An 18,698-nucleotide genomic window follows, 5' to 3' on the forward strand; every position below is an offset into this window, starting at 1 on the left:
AAAATCTTTGCAGTCATGGATTAAGGAGGAGTACATAATGGAAGACATGAATGGAATTGAAGTGAAGAATCTTGAAATTGGTGAAAAAGTTAAAGGGACTGTCACTAAGGTTGAAGAAAAGCAAGTCTTAGTCGACGTTCAAGATAGTAAAGTGGATGGCATCATTCCAATTAGTGAACTCTCAAGCCTTCATATCGAAAAAGCTTCTGATGTAGTCAATGAAGGGGATGTACTTGAGTTAATCGTGACAAAAGTGGAAGAAGAACTGTTGGTTCTATCCAAGCGTAAAGTGGATGCCGAAAAAGCATGGGAAGAAATGAAGGTCCGCTTTGAAAATGGAGACGTCTTCGAAGCTGAAGTGAAAGACGTTGTGAAAGGCGGTCTTGTCGTTGATCTTGGAGTAAGAGGATTTGTCCCGGCATCATTGGTGGAAGATTACTATGTCGAGGATTTCTCCGATTATAAAGATAAAACGTTAACGTTCAAGATCGTCGAACTGGATCAGGAGAAGAATCGATTGATCCTGTCCCACCGTGCAGTGGTCGAAGCAGAGAAACAGCAACAGAAGAAACAGCTTCTGACAGACATCGAATCGGGAGCCGTTCTTGAAGGGACGGTCCAGCGCATCACGGATTTCGGTGCATTTGTAGATATTGGCGGAGTCGATGGGCTTGTTCATATTTCCCAACTCTCCCACGAACATGTAGAGAAGCCTTCTGATGTAGTGACAGAAGGACAAAAAGTACAGGTGAAGGTCCTGAGTGTCGATCGAGACAACGAACGGATTTCTTTATCTATCAAAGAAACCCTGCCTGGGCCATGGAGTGACATCTCCGACAAGGCTCCTAAAGGAAGCGTGTTGGATGGGGTCGTAAAACGCCTCGTATCTTACGGTGCATTTGTAGAAGTGTTCCCTGGGGTCGAAGGACTTGTTCATATCTCTCAAATTTCACATAAACATATCGGTACTCCACACGAAGTGCTTCAGGAGAACCAGGATGTAAAAGTGAAGGTGCTTGATGTGAACGAAAATGAACAACGCTTATCTTTAAGCATCAAGGCGCTTGAAGAAAAAGAGGAAGAAGTAACGGATTACGAAATGCCTGAAGAAAGCACAGGATTCCAATTAGGCGAAATGATTGGAGACAAATTAAAAGATCTTAAGTAATGGTGATGAATTGTGACGAGAGCTCAAAGAAAGCAAGACCACATTAATTATGCAATATCCACCGGTCAACAGCGGAAGACGGGTTACGATGAAGTGGCTTTTGTCCACCAAAGCTTACCGAATATAGCAGTAGATGAGGTTCATCTGCAGTCTGAAATTGGCGAACTTACATGGAGTTCGCCAATTTTCATAAATGCTATGACTGGCGGTGGTGGAGAATCCACTACAAAAATCAATCAGGAATTATCTATCCTTTCCAGGGAAACGGGGCTGGCAATCGCGGTAGGATCCCAAATGTCAGCTCTTAAAGACCCTGCAGAACGAAAAACGTATGAAGTCGTCCGGAAGCACAACCCGGATGGAGTGGTCTTCGGGAACTTGGGAAGTGAGGCCACAGTTCAACAGGCAAGAGATGCCGTTGAGATGATCGAGGCCGACGCATTGCAGATTCATCTGAATGTTATTCAGGAATTGACGATGCCTGAAGGGGACCGTGATTTCAGGGGGGCCATGGAGAGGATCCGGATAATTGCGGAGAATCTTTCAGTACCTGTCATTGTGAAAGAGACGGGGTTTGGTATCAGTAAAGAGGCTGCTGAAACTTTATCCGATTCAACGATTTCAGCCATCGATATAGGCGGTTTCGGCGGAACAAACTTCTCGAAAATCGAGAATCAGCGACGAAAGCGTATGCTGGATTTCTTCGATGATTGGGGGATTCCCACTGCCATTTCAATAGCTGAGTCCTATGCCTCCTCGGATAAGCCGATCCTTGCATCCGGAGGTATCCAAAACAGCTTAGACATCGTTAAGTCTCTAGGATTAGGGGCATCTGCTGTTGGAATGGCCGGCGTCATCCTTAAGCAGCTCCTGGAATCGGGTTTGAAGGATACCATTGATGAAGTGAATCAAATTCATACGGATATTCAGTTTTTAATGTGTGCTCTGGGCTGTAGACGGATTGACGATCTTCATAAGGTACCAATGATGCTATCGGGCAACGTGTACCATTGGCTTGAGAAGAGAAGCTTGAATCCCGGTGCATACAGCAATAGAACGTTTAATATGTAAAAAGAACGAATTCTCAATCGCGAGAATTCGTTCTTTTTTTGTTGCATGGGTTGTAAGCCATCTCCGCTATTAGCGTTTAGCTTTTTCCGTTCCTTCGAGACTTGTTGCTCCTTTGTAATGTAAGCCCTGATCACGGTCTGATTCTACTCGTTTGCTTTGTTTCAGCTTCTTCTCTTGACGATCTTTACCCATTTAAATACACCTCCTTACTTTATTTTTTCTTTGGAAAGTTGATTCATACATGAATGAGATACATAAAGATTTTCCATAATGTAGATAATAGGAGGGAGAGTTTGCTGATGGATGGCATTTTGTATTTGTGGTTACTGTGGGGAATATGGGTATATACGACATTTTTATTGAGAAAGTCTCATCCGGACCGTTTTCGTTATTCGTTTCTGAGTTTATTGCTCATATGTGTATTTCCGTATGGGAAGATGGCCGGTTCTGTAGAAGTATCATACCCTGTTATCGTACTTGCACTCATTTGTATTGTTTATATACGAAATTTAAGGTTGAGAGAGAAGTTATATATGCTTGCAGTTGTTCTCTCGATGGGGATGATCTATGCAGGAATCGCATTGATTTCCATTTATGACCCGGTACTTATGTTTATGGATCGGGATATCATCCTGTCGTTGTCGTTGGTGACGGTAGGCATTCTTTTCTACAGCCACTCCTCCCAATTCTGGATTCGTCTCATTGCGGTCGCTTTAAGCAGTGTGATCGGCGACTTTTTTCTGAGCATTCCATTAAACAAGGTTGGGTTTCACTATTCAATCGGAGGTCCTGCTTACCTGGACGTGCTTGCTTTAACGATCGGGCTACTATCTGCCTTAAAAATAGTGGTTGAAATGAATCAGGCTGTTCACATCAAGACACAACCAAATAAGGGGGAAATGAAGAATCTATGAATGTGTATGTGTATCCTGTGATCTTTGGCGTGGTGGTGGGGACCCTGACAAGGATCTATATGCTTCGCACTGACTATCGCCAGTATCCGACTTATCTGCATGGAAAGATTATACATATAGCCCTTGGATTTATTGCGGCGGGACTTGGCACTATTGCAATCCCTGCTTTACTGGAGGAAAATTTCACGGCGATTACGTTTTTGACGGTTGCGGCTTCTCAGTTCCGTGATGTGAGAAATATGGAGAGAAACACATTGACGGAGCTGGATGCTTATGAACTGGTCCCTAGAGGGGCTACTTACATTGAGGGGATTGCCGTTGCATTTGAAAGTCGAAATTATCTGGTTATTTTTACCTCTCTTCTTGCAACGATCGCCTACATCGTGTTTAATATATATGCCGCTTTAGGGATCAGTGTGATCTGCATGGTGCTTGCTCATAAATTAATGGCCGGGGGCAAATTGAAGGATATCGTTGACATTGAATATGTGAAGCCTCGTTTTGATGGAGCGGGATTGTATGTTGATAATATTTACATTATGAATATAGGCCTTAAAGTAAGGCAGGAAGAGATCCTCCGATATGGGATGGGGTTCATCCTTTCACCCAAATCGTTTGATGCAAGGTCGACACTCGCGAATCTGGGGCAACGTCAGGCCATTCTCCATGATATGTCCACTTCACTGGGGATCTTTAAGGATTCGGGGACACCTGCTTTGACACCACTCGCCAAAAGGGATTTGGATGATGGAAGAGTCGGGGTATTTGTCCTTCCACAGCGAAAGGACATAGAGAAGGCCATTGCCATTCTTGGGCAGGTACCAACCCTTGAAAATGCCATAAGGATGCCGTCTGAGTCGAAAGCGAATCAGGAGGGGAGTAAATTAAAATGAGTACGACCATACAGAAATTCATCCTCGCAACCGTAACGACCACACCTGAAAAGGTACCGAGTGGAACGAGTGTTTTCTACTGTAAAACGGATGATGAATTACAAAAAATCTGCGCAAACCTGGAAGCCATTCTGGACGGGATTGCTCATGAAATAGATGAGGGACTGTTCATCATTGTAAAACACTGATTGCCAGTTTATTCTTTTACTGATAAAATAGTAAAGTTAGGGGGACTGTCCCATAAGGAAACATTACCTTAAGGGCCGGTCCTTCTTATGCATAGCTCAGTTTATGATAATGATTGAACAGGCTTAAAAAGAGGAAATGTAAGAACGAAACAACTTCTTACAGAAAGGGTGATGAACGTGACTAAACCAGTAGTAGCAATCGTAGGGCGTCCGAACGTCGGGAAGTCCACGATCTTTAATAGAATTGTTGGGGAAAGAATATCCATCGTTGAAGATGTACCTGGTGTAACAAGGGACCGTATATATAGTTCTGCAGAATGGCTGACCCATGAATTTAACATCATTGATACAGGCGGAATTGAACTCGGAAATGAACCATTCCTGGATCAGATCAGACAGCAGGCTGAAATTGCGATTGATGAAGCCGATGTCATTGTGTTCTTGACGAACGGACGCGAAGGCGTCACAGCCGCTGATGAAATTGTTGCCAAAATTCTATACAGATCAAAGAAACCGGTCGTATTGGGGATAAACAAAATCGATAATCCTGAAATGAGGGAAATGATTTATGATTTCTACTCTTTAGGTTTTGGCGAACCGTATCCTATTTCAGGTTCCCATGGACTTGGTCTGGGAGATCTGCTCGACGAGGTCGTCAAGAACTTCAAACAGGAAGAGGAAGAGGACTATGCGGAAGATGTCATCAAATTTTCTTTGATCGGTCGTCCGAATGTAGGGAAATCCTCTTTAGTCAACGCTTTATTAGGGGAAGATCGTGTCATCGTCAGTAACGTAGCAGGCACGACGCGGGATGCCATTGACTCCTCCTATACGTATGATGGACAGGACTACGTCATCATTGACACAGCGGGTATGAGGAAAAAAGGGAAAGTGTATGAAACCACTGAAAAATATAGTGTGTTAAGAGCTCTCAGAGCCATTGAGCGATCAGATGTCGTCTTATCAGTCATAGACGGTGAAGAAGGAATCATCGAGCAGGACAAGAAAATCGCAGGGTATGCACATGATGCCGGCCGTGCTGTTGTCATTGTCGTGAATAAATGGGATGCTGTGGATAAAGATGAGAAGACCATGAATAAATGGGAAAAGAATATCAGGGAACATTTTCAATTCCTTGACTATGCTCCAATCGTATTCCTTTCTGCGAAAACAAAGAAGCGCATCCACACATTGCTGCCGATCATCAATACGGCAAGTGAAAATCACGCCATGCGTGTACAATCCAGTGTGCTGAACGAAGTGGTCATGGATGCTGTTGCCATGAATCCGACACCGACGGATAATGGTAAGAGACTCCGGATTTACTATGCGACACAAGTGGCTGTAAAGCCTCCTACTTTCGTTGTGTTTGTCAACGACCCTGAATTGATGCACTTCTCTTACGAACGATTCTTGGAAAATAGAATCCGTGATGCATTTGGATTTGAAGGAACCCCTATTCGTATTATTGCGCGTGCTAGAAAATAATAAGGTGGGTGTAAAAATGAAAAGTTCAAAAAATGTAACGGTAGTCGGGGCAGGAAGCTGGGGCACCGCTCTCGCTATGGTGCTGGCTGATAATGGATTGGAAGTAAGGCTTTGGGGCCACAAAAAAGAACAAATCGATGAAATCAACTCTAAGCATACCAATCAAAAGTATTTGAAAGAAATCGAGCTCCCCCAATCCATTATAGGGTATCATGACCTTGGGGAGTCATTGGATGGTGTCGATACCATCATTCTTGCTGTTCCAACGAAAGCGATCCGCGGGGTCCTGGGGCAGATTCAAGAGGTTCAACGGGCGCCCTTGACCGTGGTTCATGTGAGTAAGGGGATTGAACCCGATTCCCTTCTCAGAATTTCAGAATTGATCGAAGATGAAATGTCTCCTGAGAATTTACATACAGTAGTAGTATTATCAGGACCCAGCCACGCTGAAGAAGTGAGCTTAAGGCATCCAACCACTGTGACCGTTTCGTCGAAGGATATGAAGGCGGCTGAAGAAGTTCAGGACATGTTCATGAACATGAATTTCCGTGTATACACGAATCCGGATCTCCTGGGCGTTGAAATTGGTGGGGCATTAAAGAATATCATCGCCCTTGCTGCCGGAATTACAGACGGCCTGGGGTACGGAGATAACGCCAAAGCGGCTCTCATTACACGGGGGCTTGCTGAAATCGCCCGTTTAGGAACGAAAATGGGGGCAAATCCCCTGACGTTTTCAGGGTTAACGGGAATCGGAGACCTCATCGTGACGTGTACGAGTGTACACTCAAGAAACTGGAGAGCCGGGAATATGCTCGGAAAGGGTCATAATCTGGATGAGGTCCTGGCCAATATGGGCATGGTCGTAGAAGGGGTACGTACGACGAAAGCCGCCCATCAGCTGGCTGAAAAGTATGAAGTGAATATGCCGATCACGGATGCGCTTTACGATGTCCTCTTTAATAAAGTGGAAGCAAAAGAAGCGGTTGATCACTTGATGGGTCGCGTGAAAACGAATGAAATGGAAGATCTTGTGAATATTCTGGATGAACGCTTAACCTGATCCGAAATACAGGCATGCTTGAATGATCATTTTTGCCCAATGCACAATTATTCCTCGATTTATAGGCATTCGAGGATGCGAACACTGATCTTTCTGCATACACTGTCATGAATATATACAGCTTTGCCTATGGATGGGTAGGTCTCCCTTATTAGAGCTTCTCTTAGTATGTTGACGTCTATGATGTTAAAATGCTTGAGAAGCTTTTTTTTTGATTTTTATCCATCAGTCCCTCATAGAGGCATGTAACAGATTCTTGAACAACCATTCTTTTCTATTCCTTAGTAAAAATCTTATGATATAATACATTCGATAACAGGAGGGATGTACTTTGGATTCGATGATGAAGATGTGGATTTCGTTTGCCTCAATGGGATTCATGTTTTTTGCCATATTAACAATTTATTTCAGCAGATATAAGATTAAGCAGAAATTCCTGCGTTTTATCACAGCTTTCATGGCATACATACTGATGATCGCTGGTGGGCTCATGATGATTTATATAGTATTAAGCGGACCTACCAATTAGGACCGCCCGATTGAAAGGACGTTTTAGATTGAAGCGCTTTAGTATAACAGCACTACTCCTCATACTTACGATGAGCATACTTTCCGGTTGCCTGTATCCGGATGAAGAATTGAGTCAGAATCAGATTCCTTATGAAACCCAGGTGAAGGCTGTACAAGAGGCAGTGGAAACCTATCAGAAAGATAATAACGGACTGCTTCCGATTAAGACCCGTGATCAGGATACACCCATCTATCAGAAGTATCCGATTGATTTCAGGAAGTTATCCCCAAGATACTTACCCGAAATCCCGGGGAACGCCTTTGAAAATGGCGGAATCTTTCAATATGTTCTGGTGAATGTGGAAGAAAAGCCGGAAGTCAAGATATTCGACCTTCGAATGGCCGAAAGGATAAGAGAATTGAAAATCAGGATCCAGGCCCAGGACTATCCGCCATTTGATAAAGAGGTAGCACATAATGTTTATACCCTGAATTATAAGGAACTTGGCTATGATGAAGAAGTCTACGTGAACAGCCCTTATTCCAATAAAAATCTTCCCCTTGTCATCAACGGGGACGGAGACATTTTTGTGGATTACTCAATGGATTTATTTGAAGAACTCAATTCAAGTGATAAAGAAATTAAAAAAGGTGAAGATATCCGGAATTTACTTGTAAAAGACACATACTTTGTTCCTGCATATTCTTTACCGTATACGGTCGATGAAAATAATGAACCTGTCTTTATGACAAAATAGGCATAACCCTTTTCTTGCAAAATATATTGTAAGGGAAGGGTTATTATTTTTATGTCATCCTTTAAAGGGTTATTTCATCAAAACAAATGATCATAAATGCTAAAGACATAATAAATTTTTCACTTTTCATCATAAGGGGGGAAAAAAAGCATATTAATAGTCATAAGTCATTGGGACAACATCATAAATATAGAATGTGAGACACAGAATACACGGATGAAACATCCCTGGAATATAAGATGGGAGGGAATCTCTTGGAAAGAGTCGATCTATTTAAAGACATTGCCGAAAGAACCGGCGGAGATATCTATTTAGGTGTGGTGGGAGCAGTTAGAACAGGAAAATCAACATTCATCAAGAAATTCATGGAACTTGTGGTCCTTCCTAACATCGCAAGTGAGTCAGAACGGGCAAGAGCGCAGGATGAGTTGCCTCAAAGTGCGGCAGGCAGGACCATCATGACGACTGAACCGAAATTTGTTCCGAATCAAGCCATCTCTGTTCATGTCGATGAAGGACTCGAAGTGAATATTAGATTGGTAGATTGTGTTGGATATACGGTCCCGGGTGCGAAAGGGTATGAAGATGAAAATGGGCCCAGGATGATCAATACCCCATGGTATGAAGAGCCTATTCCATTCCATGAAGCGGCAGAAATCGGTACCCGCAAAGTCATCCAGGAACATTCCACGATCGGAGTTGTGGTGACAACGGACGGCTCCATCGGGGAGATTGGCAGAGGAGATTACATCCAAGCGGAAGAAAGAGTCATTGAGGAACTGAAAGAAGTAGGAAAACCATTCATCATGGTCATCAACTCGGCGAGGCCGCATGCTCCTGAGACAGAAGACCTTAGAGTGAAACTTCAAGATAAGTATGACATCCCTGTCCTTGCCATGAGTGTGGAGAGTATGAGGGACTCAGATGTTCTCAATGTACTTAGAGAAGCGTTATTCGAATTCCCGGTATTAGAAGTGAATGTCAACCTTCCAAGCTGGGTAATGGTATTAAAAGAAGAGCACTGGTTAAGACAGAACTACCAGGAAGCCGTGAAAGAAACAGTCAAAGATATTAAGCGACTCCGGGATGTCGATCGGGTTGTTCACTACTTCAGTGAATTCGATCATATCGAACGTGCGGGGCTTGCCGGTATCGATATGGGTCAGGGGATTGCTGAAATCGACCTGTACGCTCCCGATGAACTGTACGATGAAGTTCTAAAGGAAATTGTAGGAGTGGAAATCCGAGGGAAAGATCATCTCCTCGAATTAATGCAGGATTTCGCCCATGCGAAAGCGGAATATGATCAAATATCAGATGCGCTGAGAATGGTGAAGCAGACAGGATATGGCATTGCTGCTCCATCACTGAACGATATGAGCCTGGATGAACCTGAAATCATCAGGCAGGGAGCAAGATTCGGTGTCAGTCTGAAAGCGGTGGCTCCATCCATCCACATGATCAAAGTGGATGTACAGTCCAAGTTTGAACCGATCATCGGGACAGAAAAACAGAGCGAAGAACTGGTGCGCTACCTGATGCAGGATTTTGAAGATGATCCGCTGTCCATCTGGAACTCCGATATTTTCGGGAGAAGCTTGAGTTCCATCGTAAGAGAAGGTATCCAGGCCAAACTCTCCCTGATGCCGGAAAATGCAAGATATAAACTTAAAGATACATTAGAAAGAATCATCAACGAAGGATCGGGTGGATTGATCGCCATTATATTATAAATGTCTTTGACCTTCTTAGGAGGGTCATTTTTTTTGTCTTTCATTTCCTGACATAAAACCTGAACTGACCGTGAATTATCACATTGCATAATTATAAATTTTTAGTAGTCTGAAAGAAGGCTTCAGAAACGACTTTCAGGTGCTGTGAACACTTGGTATATATGGATTTGTGGAAGGGGTGGATGTATGAGATATTCCGTCTTGGACGGTATGCAAAACAGGTGAGAAAGGGGTATGGATGTTTACAGGATTCCAAGGTTGGGAAGTAAGATAGAGTACCTGACAAATGAGGGTATTGGTTGCAGTCATCCGAAAGAAGTGATAGGTTGATTAGAGTGCGAGGATAAAGGCTTGGATGGTGGTTCTATTACATTTGTGTTGCAAATAAGAAAAGATTCCCATTATTTCTTGATTTGTTCTTGCTAAGGTTAATCTATTGTGATAATCTTTTAACAGAATTGTTGTTGAATATTGATTCAGCAACGTTTTCAAGCGTTTTTTCTACACATCATGTATAGAATTCGCTAAAGTTGTTTACTAATGATATTAAAGTAAATGAATCATGACTGAGACATTTCCTTGGGAGGAGGTGAATGGCATGAACAAGACAGAACTTATCAATGCTGTTGCAGAAGCTGCTGAGCTATCTAAGAAGGACGCTACTAAAGCGGTTGACGCTGTTTTCGATACAATTCAAAATTCACTTGCAAACGGTGATAAAGTACAATTAATCGGATTCGGTAACTTCGAAGTACGTGAGCGTGCAGCCCGTAAAGGTCGCAACCCACAAACAGGTGAAGAGATCGAAATCTCAGCTAGCAAAGTACCTGCTTTCAAACCAGGTAAAGCGCTTAAAGAAGCTGTAAAATAATTACATACTTTGAGCGTAACGGGAAGGTCGCATAATTATGCGGCCTTTTTGTTTTTTCACTATTAGTATGAAATGTTCTCCCGGAAATTATGTATGAACTTTTCTTCTTTTATTGTTTGATTTATATTAATATAAAACTTCTAAAGCACTAGTCTTTGATGAGATTATGGGCTTGTGCTAATATTAACAATGTTACTATTTCTTTAGTTATTTTAGGAGGACAACATTATGGCACAAGTCAATCATGGCCAAATAGAAGAAGCAGTTCGATTAATATTAGAAGCTATTGGAGAGAATCCTAATAGAGAAGGCTTATTAGATACGCCAAAGCGAGTGGCGAAAATGTATGCAGAAGTATTTTCGGGCCTCGATCATGATCCGAAAGAATACTTTGAAACTATATTCAGTGAAGAACATGAAGAACTGGTGCTTGTGAAGGATATTCCATTCTATTCAATGTGCGAGCATCACCTTGTCCCTTTCTTCGGAAAGGCACATGTTGCGTATATTCCACGGGATGGTAAAGTAGCAGGATTAAGTAAACTTGCAAGGGCAGTTGAATCCGTTGCCAAACGCCCACAGCTTCAAGAAAGAATTACATCGACAGTAGCTGATACGATCATGGAAACCCTTCTTCCTCACGGTGCCATGGTAGTCGTTGAAGCGGAGCATATGTGCATGACGATGAGGGGCGTGAAGAAGCCGGGCTCAAGTACAGTGACAACAGCTGTCAGGGGTACGTTCAAAGAAGACGCTCAGGCACGAAGCGAAGTTCTTTCTTTTATAAAGAATTAGGAGTGACGACGAATGAATTCAAATGATTATATTGTCATCAAAGCAATTGAAGACGGTGTGAATGTGATCGGATTGACAAGAGGGACGGACACCCGGTTTCATCATTCAGAGAAGCTGGATAAAGGTGAGGTGATGATCGCCCAATTTACGGATCACACATCTGCCATTAAGGTTAGAGGGAAAGCGACGATCGTCACCAGTTATGGCGAGGTTGAGAGTGATAATAAGAAATAATCTTCTATTCTGCTTTTGGCTGATAGAGAAAAATAAAGGAGGGACTGACTAAGGAGTTTTCGGCTTCGTGGTCGTCCCCTTTGTTATAATCTCCTTAATGGGTTAAGACTCATGCTCCCTATTGTGGAGGATTTTATGGTATAATATTTAATGCTGAAATTTTTAGACCGATACATAGTAGAAATGGGGATTACAGGGTATGAAATTCATTGATTGTAACCATCAAGCGAATATCATTCATCAATACATAGAAGAGCAGTTGCATCACTCTTATCTAAAGGAATATATCGATCAACCGTATATTGACCGGGACCGGATCTATTTTCTGCTCCTGCCTTTCGTGAGCGAAGGACGGACGATGAGTAAAGAAGTAGTACAGTGGATTTCGACTGCCATGTTATTGCAGATAGCCCTTGATACACATGAAAAGGTTACAATCTCTGAACGTGATTCCTTAAAGGAAAGGCAGCTGACTGTACTCGCTGGAGTTTATTTCAGCAGCCTCTATTACAAGATCCTCGCAGCAACAGATGATGTAGAACTTATCTCACATTTAGCAAAAGCAATTAAAGAAATAAATGAAAGCAAAATTTCCATATACAAGGACGAACATAAGAGCATAGCAGAACTCATGAAGAAGTTAAAGACCAGAGAATCAGCGATTGTGTCCAACTTCTATCGTTCCTTTGCAGATAATCAATGGATCGAGATCGTAGAAGAAGCGTTGCTTTACAAGAAGCTCGTTCAGGAGAAAATCAGTCTTGGGCATTCGCAGTATACGAGCTTTATCCGGGCTTTGACCACTTTGTCCAATCGAACGGATCATGATGCACCGGACTTCGACTTAACAAAGGAACAGACGGGACATCTGCTACTTCAAATAGATGGACTCATAGAAGTGACAAAGAGAAAGGTCCAAGAGCAGTTAGAGACCATCGAGCCGGCCACGCCCTATTTTAAGAAGCTTATTGTAGAGCTGTTACCTTATGTGGAGCCTGAACCAATGACCAAACTATACGCGGAAGAAGGGTAAAACGACATGCAGCAGTCGAAAGAACAAAAAGTCCACGGAGTATTTGAAAAAATTTATTCCAATTATGATAAGATGAACTCCGTAATCAGTTTCCAACAGCATAAAAAGTGGAGAAAAGAAACCATGAAACATATGAATGTGAAGCCTGGCTCCAAGGCACTTGACGTTTGCTGCGGTACTGCGGACTGGACATTGGCCATCGGGGAAGAAGTCGGTGAGTCCGGCAGTGTGGTGGGTCTTGATTTCAGTCAAAATATGCTTTCGATCGGTAAAGAGAAAGTCAAAGAGTCCCACCTGAACAATATCGAACTGATTCATGGGAACGCCATGGAGCTACCTTTCGACGATAATACGTTTGATTATGTGACCATTGGCTTCGGTTTACGTAATGTTCCCGACTATCTCCACGTCTTGAAGGAAATGAACCGCGTAGTGAAACCCGGGGGGATGGCCGTCTGCCTTGAAACCTCCCAGCCCACCATGTTCGGGTTCAAGCAGATGTATTACGCATATTTCCGTTTTGTGATGCCTCTGTTCGGGAAGATATTTGCCAAAAGCTTTAATGAATATTCCTGGCTTCAGGAATCTGCCAGGGATTTTCCGGGAATGAAGGAGCTTGCCCAGATGTTTGAAGAAGCCGGCTTTAAAGACATACATGTGAAGCCATATAGTGGCGGCGTTGCTGCTATGCATGCCGGCAAAAAGTAAGAAATTCGTAAATTAGGTGGAAAAACTATGAAGCTAAACAGGATGTATTCGTATCTTAAAACGGATATAGATGAAATTGAAAAGGAATTGGAAGTAGCGATCGAGTCAGAATCCCGGCTTTTACAAGAAGCCTCCCTTCACCTTCTTCAAGCAGGCGGGAAGAGAATCCGGCCGGTGTTTGTATTGCTGTCTGCGAAATTCGGACAATATGATATTAATATTGTTAAAAATGTAGCAGTTGCATTAGAGCTGATGCACATGGCTTCCCTCGTACACGACGATGTGATTGACGACGCAGAGTTGAGAAGGGGAAAACCGACGATTAAAGCCCAATGGGATAATCGTATTGCGATGTATACTGGGGATTATATTTTTGCACGGGCCCTTGAATATATGACATCTATAAAAGTTCCTGAAGCACATCAGATTTTATCACACACACTGGTGGAGTTATGTAAAGGTGAAATCGCTCAAATCGAAGACAAATATCGATTTGATCAAAACCTGCGGGATTATCTTTTACGGATTAAAAGGAAAACCGCTTTGCTTATTGCCGTAAGCTGCCAGCTCGGTGCTATCTCTTCCGGAGCGCCTGAAGAGATTCACAGGCGCCTTTACCGATTTGGTTACAATGTGGGAATGAGTTTTCAGATCACGGATGATATCCTGGACCTTACAGCAAGTGAGGAAGAACTGGGGAAACCTGCGGGAAGTGACTTGTGGCAAGGGAATATCACCCTTCCGATTCTCTACGCCATGGAAAACCCGGATTTGAAATCCAAGATTGAAAGAGTGACGGAATATACCACCCCCGAGGAAATGAAAGAGGTCATATCCTCCATCCTGGCTACCGACGCTATAGACCGGTCCCATGAGCTCAGCAGGATGTATCTGGACAGAGCCTTGAAAGATCTGGAGCACCTTCCATATAACCGGGTAAAGAAAACCCTTAAAAATATCGCAAACTATATCGGCAAGAGAAAATATTAAGAAAATTTAAAATGGAAACGTTGCCAAAACCCCCAATCAGTGTTACTATTTTCGTGGGATGTCCTTAGGAGTTCCATACATACATATTAGGAGTGGGGAAGATGGAAAAGACATTTTTAATGGTAAAGCCGGACGGCGTACAAAGAGGGTTAATCGGTGATATCGTATCCCGTTTTGAAAAAAAGGGCTTTCAATTGGTCGGTGCCAAGCTTATGAGCATTTCAAACGAGCTTGCCGAAGAGCATTATGGTGAGCATAAGGAAAGACCATTCTTTGGGGAACTTGTTGACTTTATTACTTCAGGACCTGTATTTGCAATGGTCTGGCAGGGTGAAAACGTCATCACGACTGCACGTGGCATGATGGGGGCTACTAATCCTAAAGATGCCGCTCTTGGTACGATCCGCGGTGATTTCGGTCTGACTGTCGGCAAGAACATCATCCACGGTTCGGACTCTGCTGAAAGCGCTGTAAGAGAAATCGGTCTATTCTTCAAAGAAGAAGAACTGGTTGAATATTCCAAGTTAATGAATGAGTGGGTTTACTAATATTCGTAAGCCTTTACGATTTAGAAGCAGGTCGTGATCAGCGGCTTGCTTTTTTCTATGGATAAAGGTTTAACATTTCCTTGAAACGTTCGATATAGATAATATAGCTTTATACCTTTATCGCAGCAAAGAGAGTGTGGATCCGAATGTCAAATGATTATAGTGAGTTTATTCAAGGGATTAAACGAAAAACGGGTATTGATCTTTCCCTTTATAAAGAAGCACAGATGAAAAGGAGACTGACTGCCCTTTATGAAAAGAAAGGATTTGGAAGTTTTCAGGAATTCTTTAGTGCGTTGAATCGGGATAGAGAAGAAATGGAAGGGTTTCTGGATCGTATGACAATCAACGTGTCAGAATTCTTTCGTAACTACAAGCGTTGGGAAATACTCGAAACAAAGATCCTTCCGAGACTGTTAGGCGGGACTGCAACTTTGAAAGTATGGAGCGCAGCATGCTCAACAGGTGAAGAACCTTACACCCTTTCTATGATGCTGTCGAAGTATATTCCCCTTTCAGGCGGTTCCATCATCGCAACAGACATAGACAAAAATGCACTTCAACGCGCCAAGAACGGGGTCTATCCGGAAAGGTCACTATCTGAAATCCCGGAAGAAATGAAAAAAATCCATTTCACCCGGGAAGGACCCTTGTTTAAACTGAAGGACGAAGTAAAGAGAACGGTGACCTTTAAGCAGCAAAACCTGCTATCGGACCCATTCGAAGGGAAATACGACCTGATCGTATGCCGAAATGTAATGATCTATTTCACAGAAGAGGCCAAACACCTTCTTTACCATAAATTCAATAGTTCACTAAAGCCAGGCGGCGTTCTCTTCGTAGGCAGCACAGAACAAATCTTCAACCCCTCACAATACGGCTTCGAAACAGAAGACACCTTCTTCTACAAGAAAATATAATAACCGACGATGTAAATCTGCATATCTTGAATCACCTTTTTCTTCCCTTAGGGGGGGGAAGAAGTGAACTCTCAAAATATGATGGATTCACATCGTTTTATATTTTTCAGGAAAATAGAATATTAGAAAAGTTTTTAAACGTAAGGACTAGGAAAGAATATAAATTCTATGTTATATTGGTACATAATTCTTTAACGAGTTGAAGGGGGAAAGTAAATGAGATACTTAACATCTGGAGAATCACATGGACCACAGTTAACGACCATCATTGAAGGGCTGCCGGCTGGAATGCCGCTTGAAGCTGAAGATATAAATGAAAACCTGGCAAGAAGGCAGAAAGGGTATGGACGCGGACGAAGAATGCAGATTGAAAAAGACCGTGCCTCGATCGTCGGCGGGGTGAGACATGGATATACTCTCGGATCCCCATTAGGATTGGTAGTGGAGAATAAAGACTGGACTCACTGGACGAAGGTGATGGGGATCGATCCCCTTCTTGAGGGTGGAGAAGAAGAAGTGAAGAGAAAGATCTCGAGGCCGAGACCAGGGCATGCGGATCTCGTCGGTGGAATGAAATATGGTCATAGAGATCTCAGAAATGTCCTGGAAAGGTCTTCTGCAAGGGAGACGACTGTAAGAGTAGCAGCAGGAGCTGTTGCCAAGAAGCTATTGAAATTACTGGATATTGAAGTTGTCGGACATGTCCTTGAGATTGGGGGCATTAAAGCCGAGAAGCTTCATTATGATTCTATAAATGAACTGAGAGAGATCACAGAAGAATCACCTGTTCGCTGCCTGGATGAAGAAGCCGCCGGGAAAATGATGAACCTGATTGATGAAGCGAAGCAGAATGGTGATTCCATAGGTGGAGTGGTGGAAGTCATTGTTGAAGGGATGCCTGCAGGAGTGGGAAGTTACGTTCACTATGACCGTAAGCTTGATGCGAAGATTGCAATGGCGGTTATGAGTATTAATGCATTTAAAGGAGTCGAATTCGGCTTGGGCTTTGAAATGGCAAGGAAGCCTGGAAGTGAAGTGCATGATGAAATCGCGTGGAGTGAAGAGTTGGGATACTACCGGAAAACGAATCGTTTAGGAGGGTTTGAAGGCGGTATGACAACGGGGATGCCAATCCGTGTCAAAGGTGTCATGAAGCCGATCCCTACTCTGTACAAGCCTCTTCAGAGTGTGGACATCGAAACGAAGGAACCTTTTAAAGCAAGCATCGAAAGATCCGACAGCTGTGCGGTTCCAGCTGCAAGCGTAGTAGCAGAAGCCGTAGTGGCTTGGGAACTTGCCGCTGGCATCGTCGAACAATTCAATAGTGATCAATTCGAGAAGCTTCGTCAGGATATCGACAGACAACGTCAGGAATCAAAGGAGTATTAAAGAAATGAAACAGATAACCATCCAAACTGCTTCCAAGACATATGACGTGAGAATTGGAGTGGAGATGACGAATGAGATTGTTTCTTTTATTAAAAAGTACTTCCCTGATGTTTCAAAGCTATGGCTCATTGCCGATGAATCAGTATATAAGCTTCATGGGCGAACATTCTCAGAAGATCTAGCTCAGTCCTTTGATTTAACCATTTATCAGGCTCCCAAAGGGGAAAAGGCGAAGACCTTTGCCACATATGAAGAAGCGATAACACATGGACTCAAACATCATGTGGATCGTAAATCCATCGTGATTGCTTTCGGTGGCGGTGCCATAGGTGATCTTGCGGGCTTTATCGCTTCCACTTATATGAGGGGGATCCCTTTCATCGGCGTACCGACAACGATATTGGCCCATGACAGTGCCGTGGGAGGGAAAGTGGCGATCAATCACCCCCTGGGGAAAAATATGGTCGGTCAGTTTTATCAGCCTGAAGGCGTATTCTTTGATTTGAATTACTTTTCGAGCCTCCCCGAAACGGAAATCCTATCGGGATTCGCCGAAGTGATCAAACACGCCTTCTTATCTGATCAGGAGTTTTTACAGAAACTCATGCATTCCTTCCGATCGCCGGCAAAACTGGATGAAGACTTTTTAACAGATTGCCTGATTAAAGGAATACAGGTAGCGGCTATGGGAATCGGACACACGGGGAATCGGTGATGATCGGGATGGTCTATGCTTTGTATCTCAGTGAACGCTGCTGCAACCTCTCATTTGACATGGAGAGGTTCATAGGGTGGATAGAGTCTCTTGGGTACAATCTGAAGGTCCCGTCAAACATCGGTTTTGACACATTATATGAAGGGATGAAGCGTGATAAGAAGTCCCTGAACGGCAATCCGGTTTTCGTGTTGTTGAAGGATATCGGTGAACCCGTGTTGGCAGACGTTACGGACGAGGATTTAAAACAGGCGGATGCATACATTCGACAGTTATAGATCACGGCGTTTAAGAAAGCATAGAATATCAAGAAAAAAGGGAGAGTGGAAGAATGATCAGGGGAATTCGAGGTGCCACTACAGCAGATCGAGATAATGAAAAGGACGTTCTCCTTTCAACTGAAAGTCTCTTAAAGGAAATGATTTTACATAATAATATTACGGCAGAAAATGTGGCTTCCGTTTTTATTTCTGCCACAAAAGACATTACGAGCGTATTTCCAGCCAGAGCATTAAGATCATTAGAAGAGTGGAAATATGTCCCCGTTATGTGCATGCAGGAGCTGGAAGTGCCTAATGGACTGCCCCTGTGCATCAGAGTGATGATCCACTACAATACATCAACACCCCAGAGTGACATCCAACATATTTATATGAAAAATGCAGTCAGCCTTCGCCCTGACTTGAAGAAATAAGCGGCTTTTATGAAA

The 18,698-nt window shown here is 43.1% G+C and carries 23 protein-coding genes; 22 read left to right on the forward strand and 1 reads right to left on the reverse strand.

All coding sequences use genetic code 11. From position 1 onward, the window contains the following. Window positions 1–34 precede the first annotated feature (34 nt). Both rpsA and fni read left to right on the forward strand, forming a co-directional pair. Window positions 35–1,168, forward strand: coding sequence for a 30S ribosomal protein S1 (rpsA, locus tag AM506_RS09880; RefSeq protein ID WP_060672445.1), 1,134 nt, complete (start codon window positions 35–37; stop codon window positions 1,166–1,168). A 12-nt stretch (window positions 1,169–1,180) separates the two neighbouring features. Then, a complete protein-coding gene (fni, locus tag AM506_RS09885) occupies window positions 1,181–2,239 on the forward strand; it encodes a type 2 isopentenyl-diphosphate Delta-isomerase (RefSeq protein ID WP_060672330.1) in 1,059 nt (352 codons plus the stop codon). A gap of 69 nt (window positions 2,240–2,308) precedes the next feature. On the opposite strand, the gene AM506_RS22070 is transcribed toward fni, so the two are convergent. Continuing rightward, window positions 2,309–2,431 carry a YpzI family protein gene (locus AM506_RS22070; RefSeq protein WP_082386309.1) on the reverse strand — a complete coding sequence of 41 codons (123 nt, stop codon included), beginning with the start codon at window positions 2,429–2,431 and terminating at the stop codon, window positions 2,309–2,311. Window positions 2,432–2,538: 107 nt separating this feature from the next. Here AM506_RS22070 and AM506_RS09890 point away from each other — a divergent pair, with 107 nt between their 5' ends. The 20 genes from AM506_RS09890 to aroH all read left to right on the forward strand — a co-directional run bounded on the left by AM506_RS09890 (window position 2,539) and on the right by aroH (window position 18,683). Next, window positions 2,539–3,153, forward strand: coding sequence for a YphA family membrane protein (locus AM506_RS09890; protein WP_152968568.1), 615 nt, complete (start codon window positions 2,539–2,541; stop codon window positions 3,151–3,153). Then, window positions 3,150–4,046 (forward strand): YIEGIA family protein, encoded by an 897-nt coding sequence (locus AM506_RS09895; protein WP_060672332.1) that lies wholly within the window; start codon window positions 3,150–3,152, stop codon window positions 4,044–4,046. Before AM506_RS09890 ends, AM506_RS09895 begins: the two co-directional genes overlap by 4 nt. Further along, entirely contained in the window at window positions 4,043–4,234 is a 192-nt protein-coding gene (locus AM506_RS09900; RefSeq protein ID WP_060672333.1) for a capping complex subunit for YIEGIA, read from the forward strand. Before AM506_RS09895 ends, AM506_RS09900 begins: the two co-directional genes overlap by 4 nt. Window positions 4,235–4,411: 177 nt before the next feature. Further along, window positions 4,412–5,722, forward strand: coding sequence for a ribosome biogenesis GTPase Der (gene der, locus AM506_RS09905; protein ID WP_060672334.1), 1,311 nt, complete (start codon window positions 4,412–4,414; stop codon window positions 5,720–5,722). Window positions 5,723–5,738: 16 nt separating this feature from the next. Next, complete coding sequence (locus AM506_RS09910; protein WP_060672335.1) at window positions 5,739–6,785, forward strand: NAD(P)H-dependent glycerol-3-phosphate dehydrogenase; 1,047 nt, start codon at window positions 5,739–5,741, stop codon at window positions 6,783–6,785. Window positions 6,786–7,125: 340 nt separating this feature from the next. Next, window positions 7,126–7,314 (forward strand): DUF2768 domain-containing protein, encoded by a 189-nt coding sequence (locus AM506_RS09915; RefSeq protein WP_079533131.1) that lies wholly within the window; start codon window positions 7,126–7,128, stop codon window positions 7,312–7,314. A gap of 28 nt (window positions 7,315–7,342) precedes the next feature. Continuing rightward, window positions 7,343–8,053 carry a hypothetical protein gene (locus AM506_RS09920; protein WP_060672336.1) on the forward strand — a complete coding sequence of 237 codons (711 nt, stop codon included), beginning with the start codon at window positions 7,343–7,345 and terminating at the stop codon, window positions 8,051–8,053. Window positions 8,054–8,307: 254 nt separating this feature from the next. Continuing rightward, on the forward strand, window positions 8,308–9,786 hold the full coding sequence (gene spoIVA, locus AM506_RS09925; RefSeq protein ID WP_060672337.1) for a stage IV sporulation protein A: 1,479 nt from the start codon (window positions 8,308–8,310) through the stop codon (window positions 9,784–9,786). 598 nt (window positions 9,787–10,384) lie between these two features. Beyond that, a complete protein-coding gene (locus tag AM506_RS09930; RefSeq protein WP_034758336.1) occupies window positions 10,385–10,657 on the forward strand; it encodes an HU family DNA-binding protein in 273 nt (90 codons plus the stop codon). A 228-nt stretch (window positions 10,658–10,885) separates the two neighbouring features. Beyond that, window positions 10,886–11,452, forward strand: a complete 567-nt coding sequence (gene folE / locus AM506_RS09935) for a GTP cyclohydrolase I FolE (RefSeq protein ID WP_034758338.1) — start codon at window positions 10,886–10,888, stop codon at window positions 11,450–11,452. Window positions 11,453–11,464: 12 nt separating this feature from the next. Then, window positions 11,465–11,686 carry a trp RNA-binding attenuation protein MtrB gene (mtrB, locus tag AM506_RS09940; RefSeq protein WP_034758340.1) on the forward strand — a complete coding sequence of 74 codons (222 nt, stop codon included), beginning with the start codon at window positions 11,465–11,467 and terminating at the stop codon, window positions 11,684–11,686. Between the two features lie 199 nt (window positions 11,687–11,885). After that, a complete protein-coding gene (locus AM506_RS09945) occupies window positions 11,886–12,719 on the forward strand; it encodes a heptaprenyl diphosphate synthase component 1 (protein ID WP_060672338.1) in 834 nt (277 codons plus the stop codon). Window positions 12,720–12,725: 6 nt separating this feature from the next. Further along, on the forward strand, window positions 12,726–13,427 hold the full coding sequence (locus tag AM506_RS09950; RefSeq protein ID WP_060672339.1) for a demethylmenaquinone methyltransferase: 702 nt from the start codon (window positions 12,726–12,728) through the stop codon (window positions 13,425–13,427). Window positions 13,428–13,454: 27 nt separating this feature from the next. Further along, window positions 13,455–14,417, forward strand: coding sequence for a heptaprenyl diphosphate synthase component II (gene hepT / locus AM506_RS09955; RefSeq protein ID WP_060672340.1), 963 nt, complete (start codon window positions 13,455–13,457; stop codon window positions 14,415–14,417). 101 nt (window positions 14,418–14,518) lie between these two features. Continuing rightward, window positions 14,519–14,965 (forward strand): nucleoside-diphosphate kinase, encoded by a 447-nt coding sequence (gene ndk, locus AM506_RS09960; protein WP_034758349.1) that lies wholly within the window; start codon window positions 14,519–14,521, stop codon window positions 14,963–14,965. 146 nt (window positions 14,966–15,111) lie between these two features. Beyond that, window positions 15,112–15,885 carry a CheR family methyltransferase gene (locus AM506_RS09965; protein WP_060672341.1) on the forward strand — a complete coding sequence of 258 codons (774 nt, stop codon included), beginning with the start codon at window positions 15,112–15,114 and terminating at the stop codon, window positions 15,883–15,885. 216 nt (window positions 15,886–16,101) lie between these two features. Beyond that, window positions 16,102–17,274, forward strand: a complete 1,173-nt coding sequence (gene aroC, locus AM506_RS09970) for a chorismate synthase (RefSeq protein ID WP_060672342.1) — start codon at window positions 16,102–16,104, stop codon at window positions 17,272–17,274. Window positions 17,275–17,278: 4 nt separating this feature from the next. Beyond that, on the forward strand, window positions 17,279–17,989 hold the full coding sequence (locus tag AM506_RS09975; protein ID WP_060672343.1) for an iron-containing alcohol dehydrogenase: 711 nt from the start codon (window positions 17,279–17,281) through the stop codon (window positions 17,987–17,989). Next, a complete protein-coding gene (locus tag AM506_RS23660) occupies window positions 17,989–18,267 on the forward strand; it encodes a hypothetical protein (protein WP_060672344.1) in 279 nt (92 codons plus the stop codon). Before AM506_RS09975 ends, AM506_RS23660 begins: the two co-directional genes overlap by 1 nt. A 53-nt stretch (window positions 18,268–18,320) precedes the next feature. Next, a complete protein-coding gene (gene aroH / locus AM506_RS09985; protein WP_060672345.1) occupies window positions 18,321–18,683 on the forward strand; it encodes a chorismate mutase in 363 nt (120 codons plus the stop codon). Window positions 18,684–18,698: the final 15 nt, after the last annotated feature.

This window comes from Rossellomorea vietnamensis (assembly GCF_001305855.1).
GTDB classification, from domain to species: Bacteria; Bacillota; Bacilli; order Bacillales; family Bacillaceae_B; genus Rossellomorea; species Rossellomorea vietnamensis_A.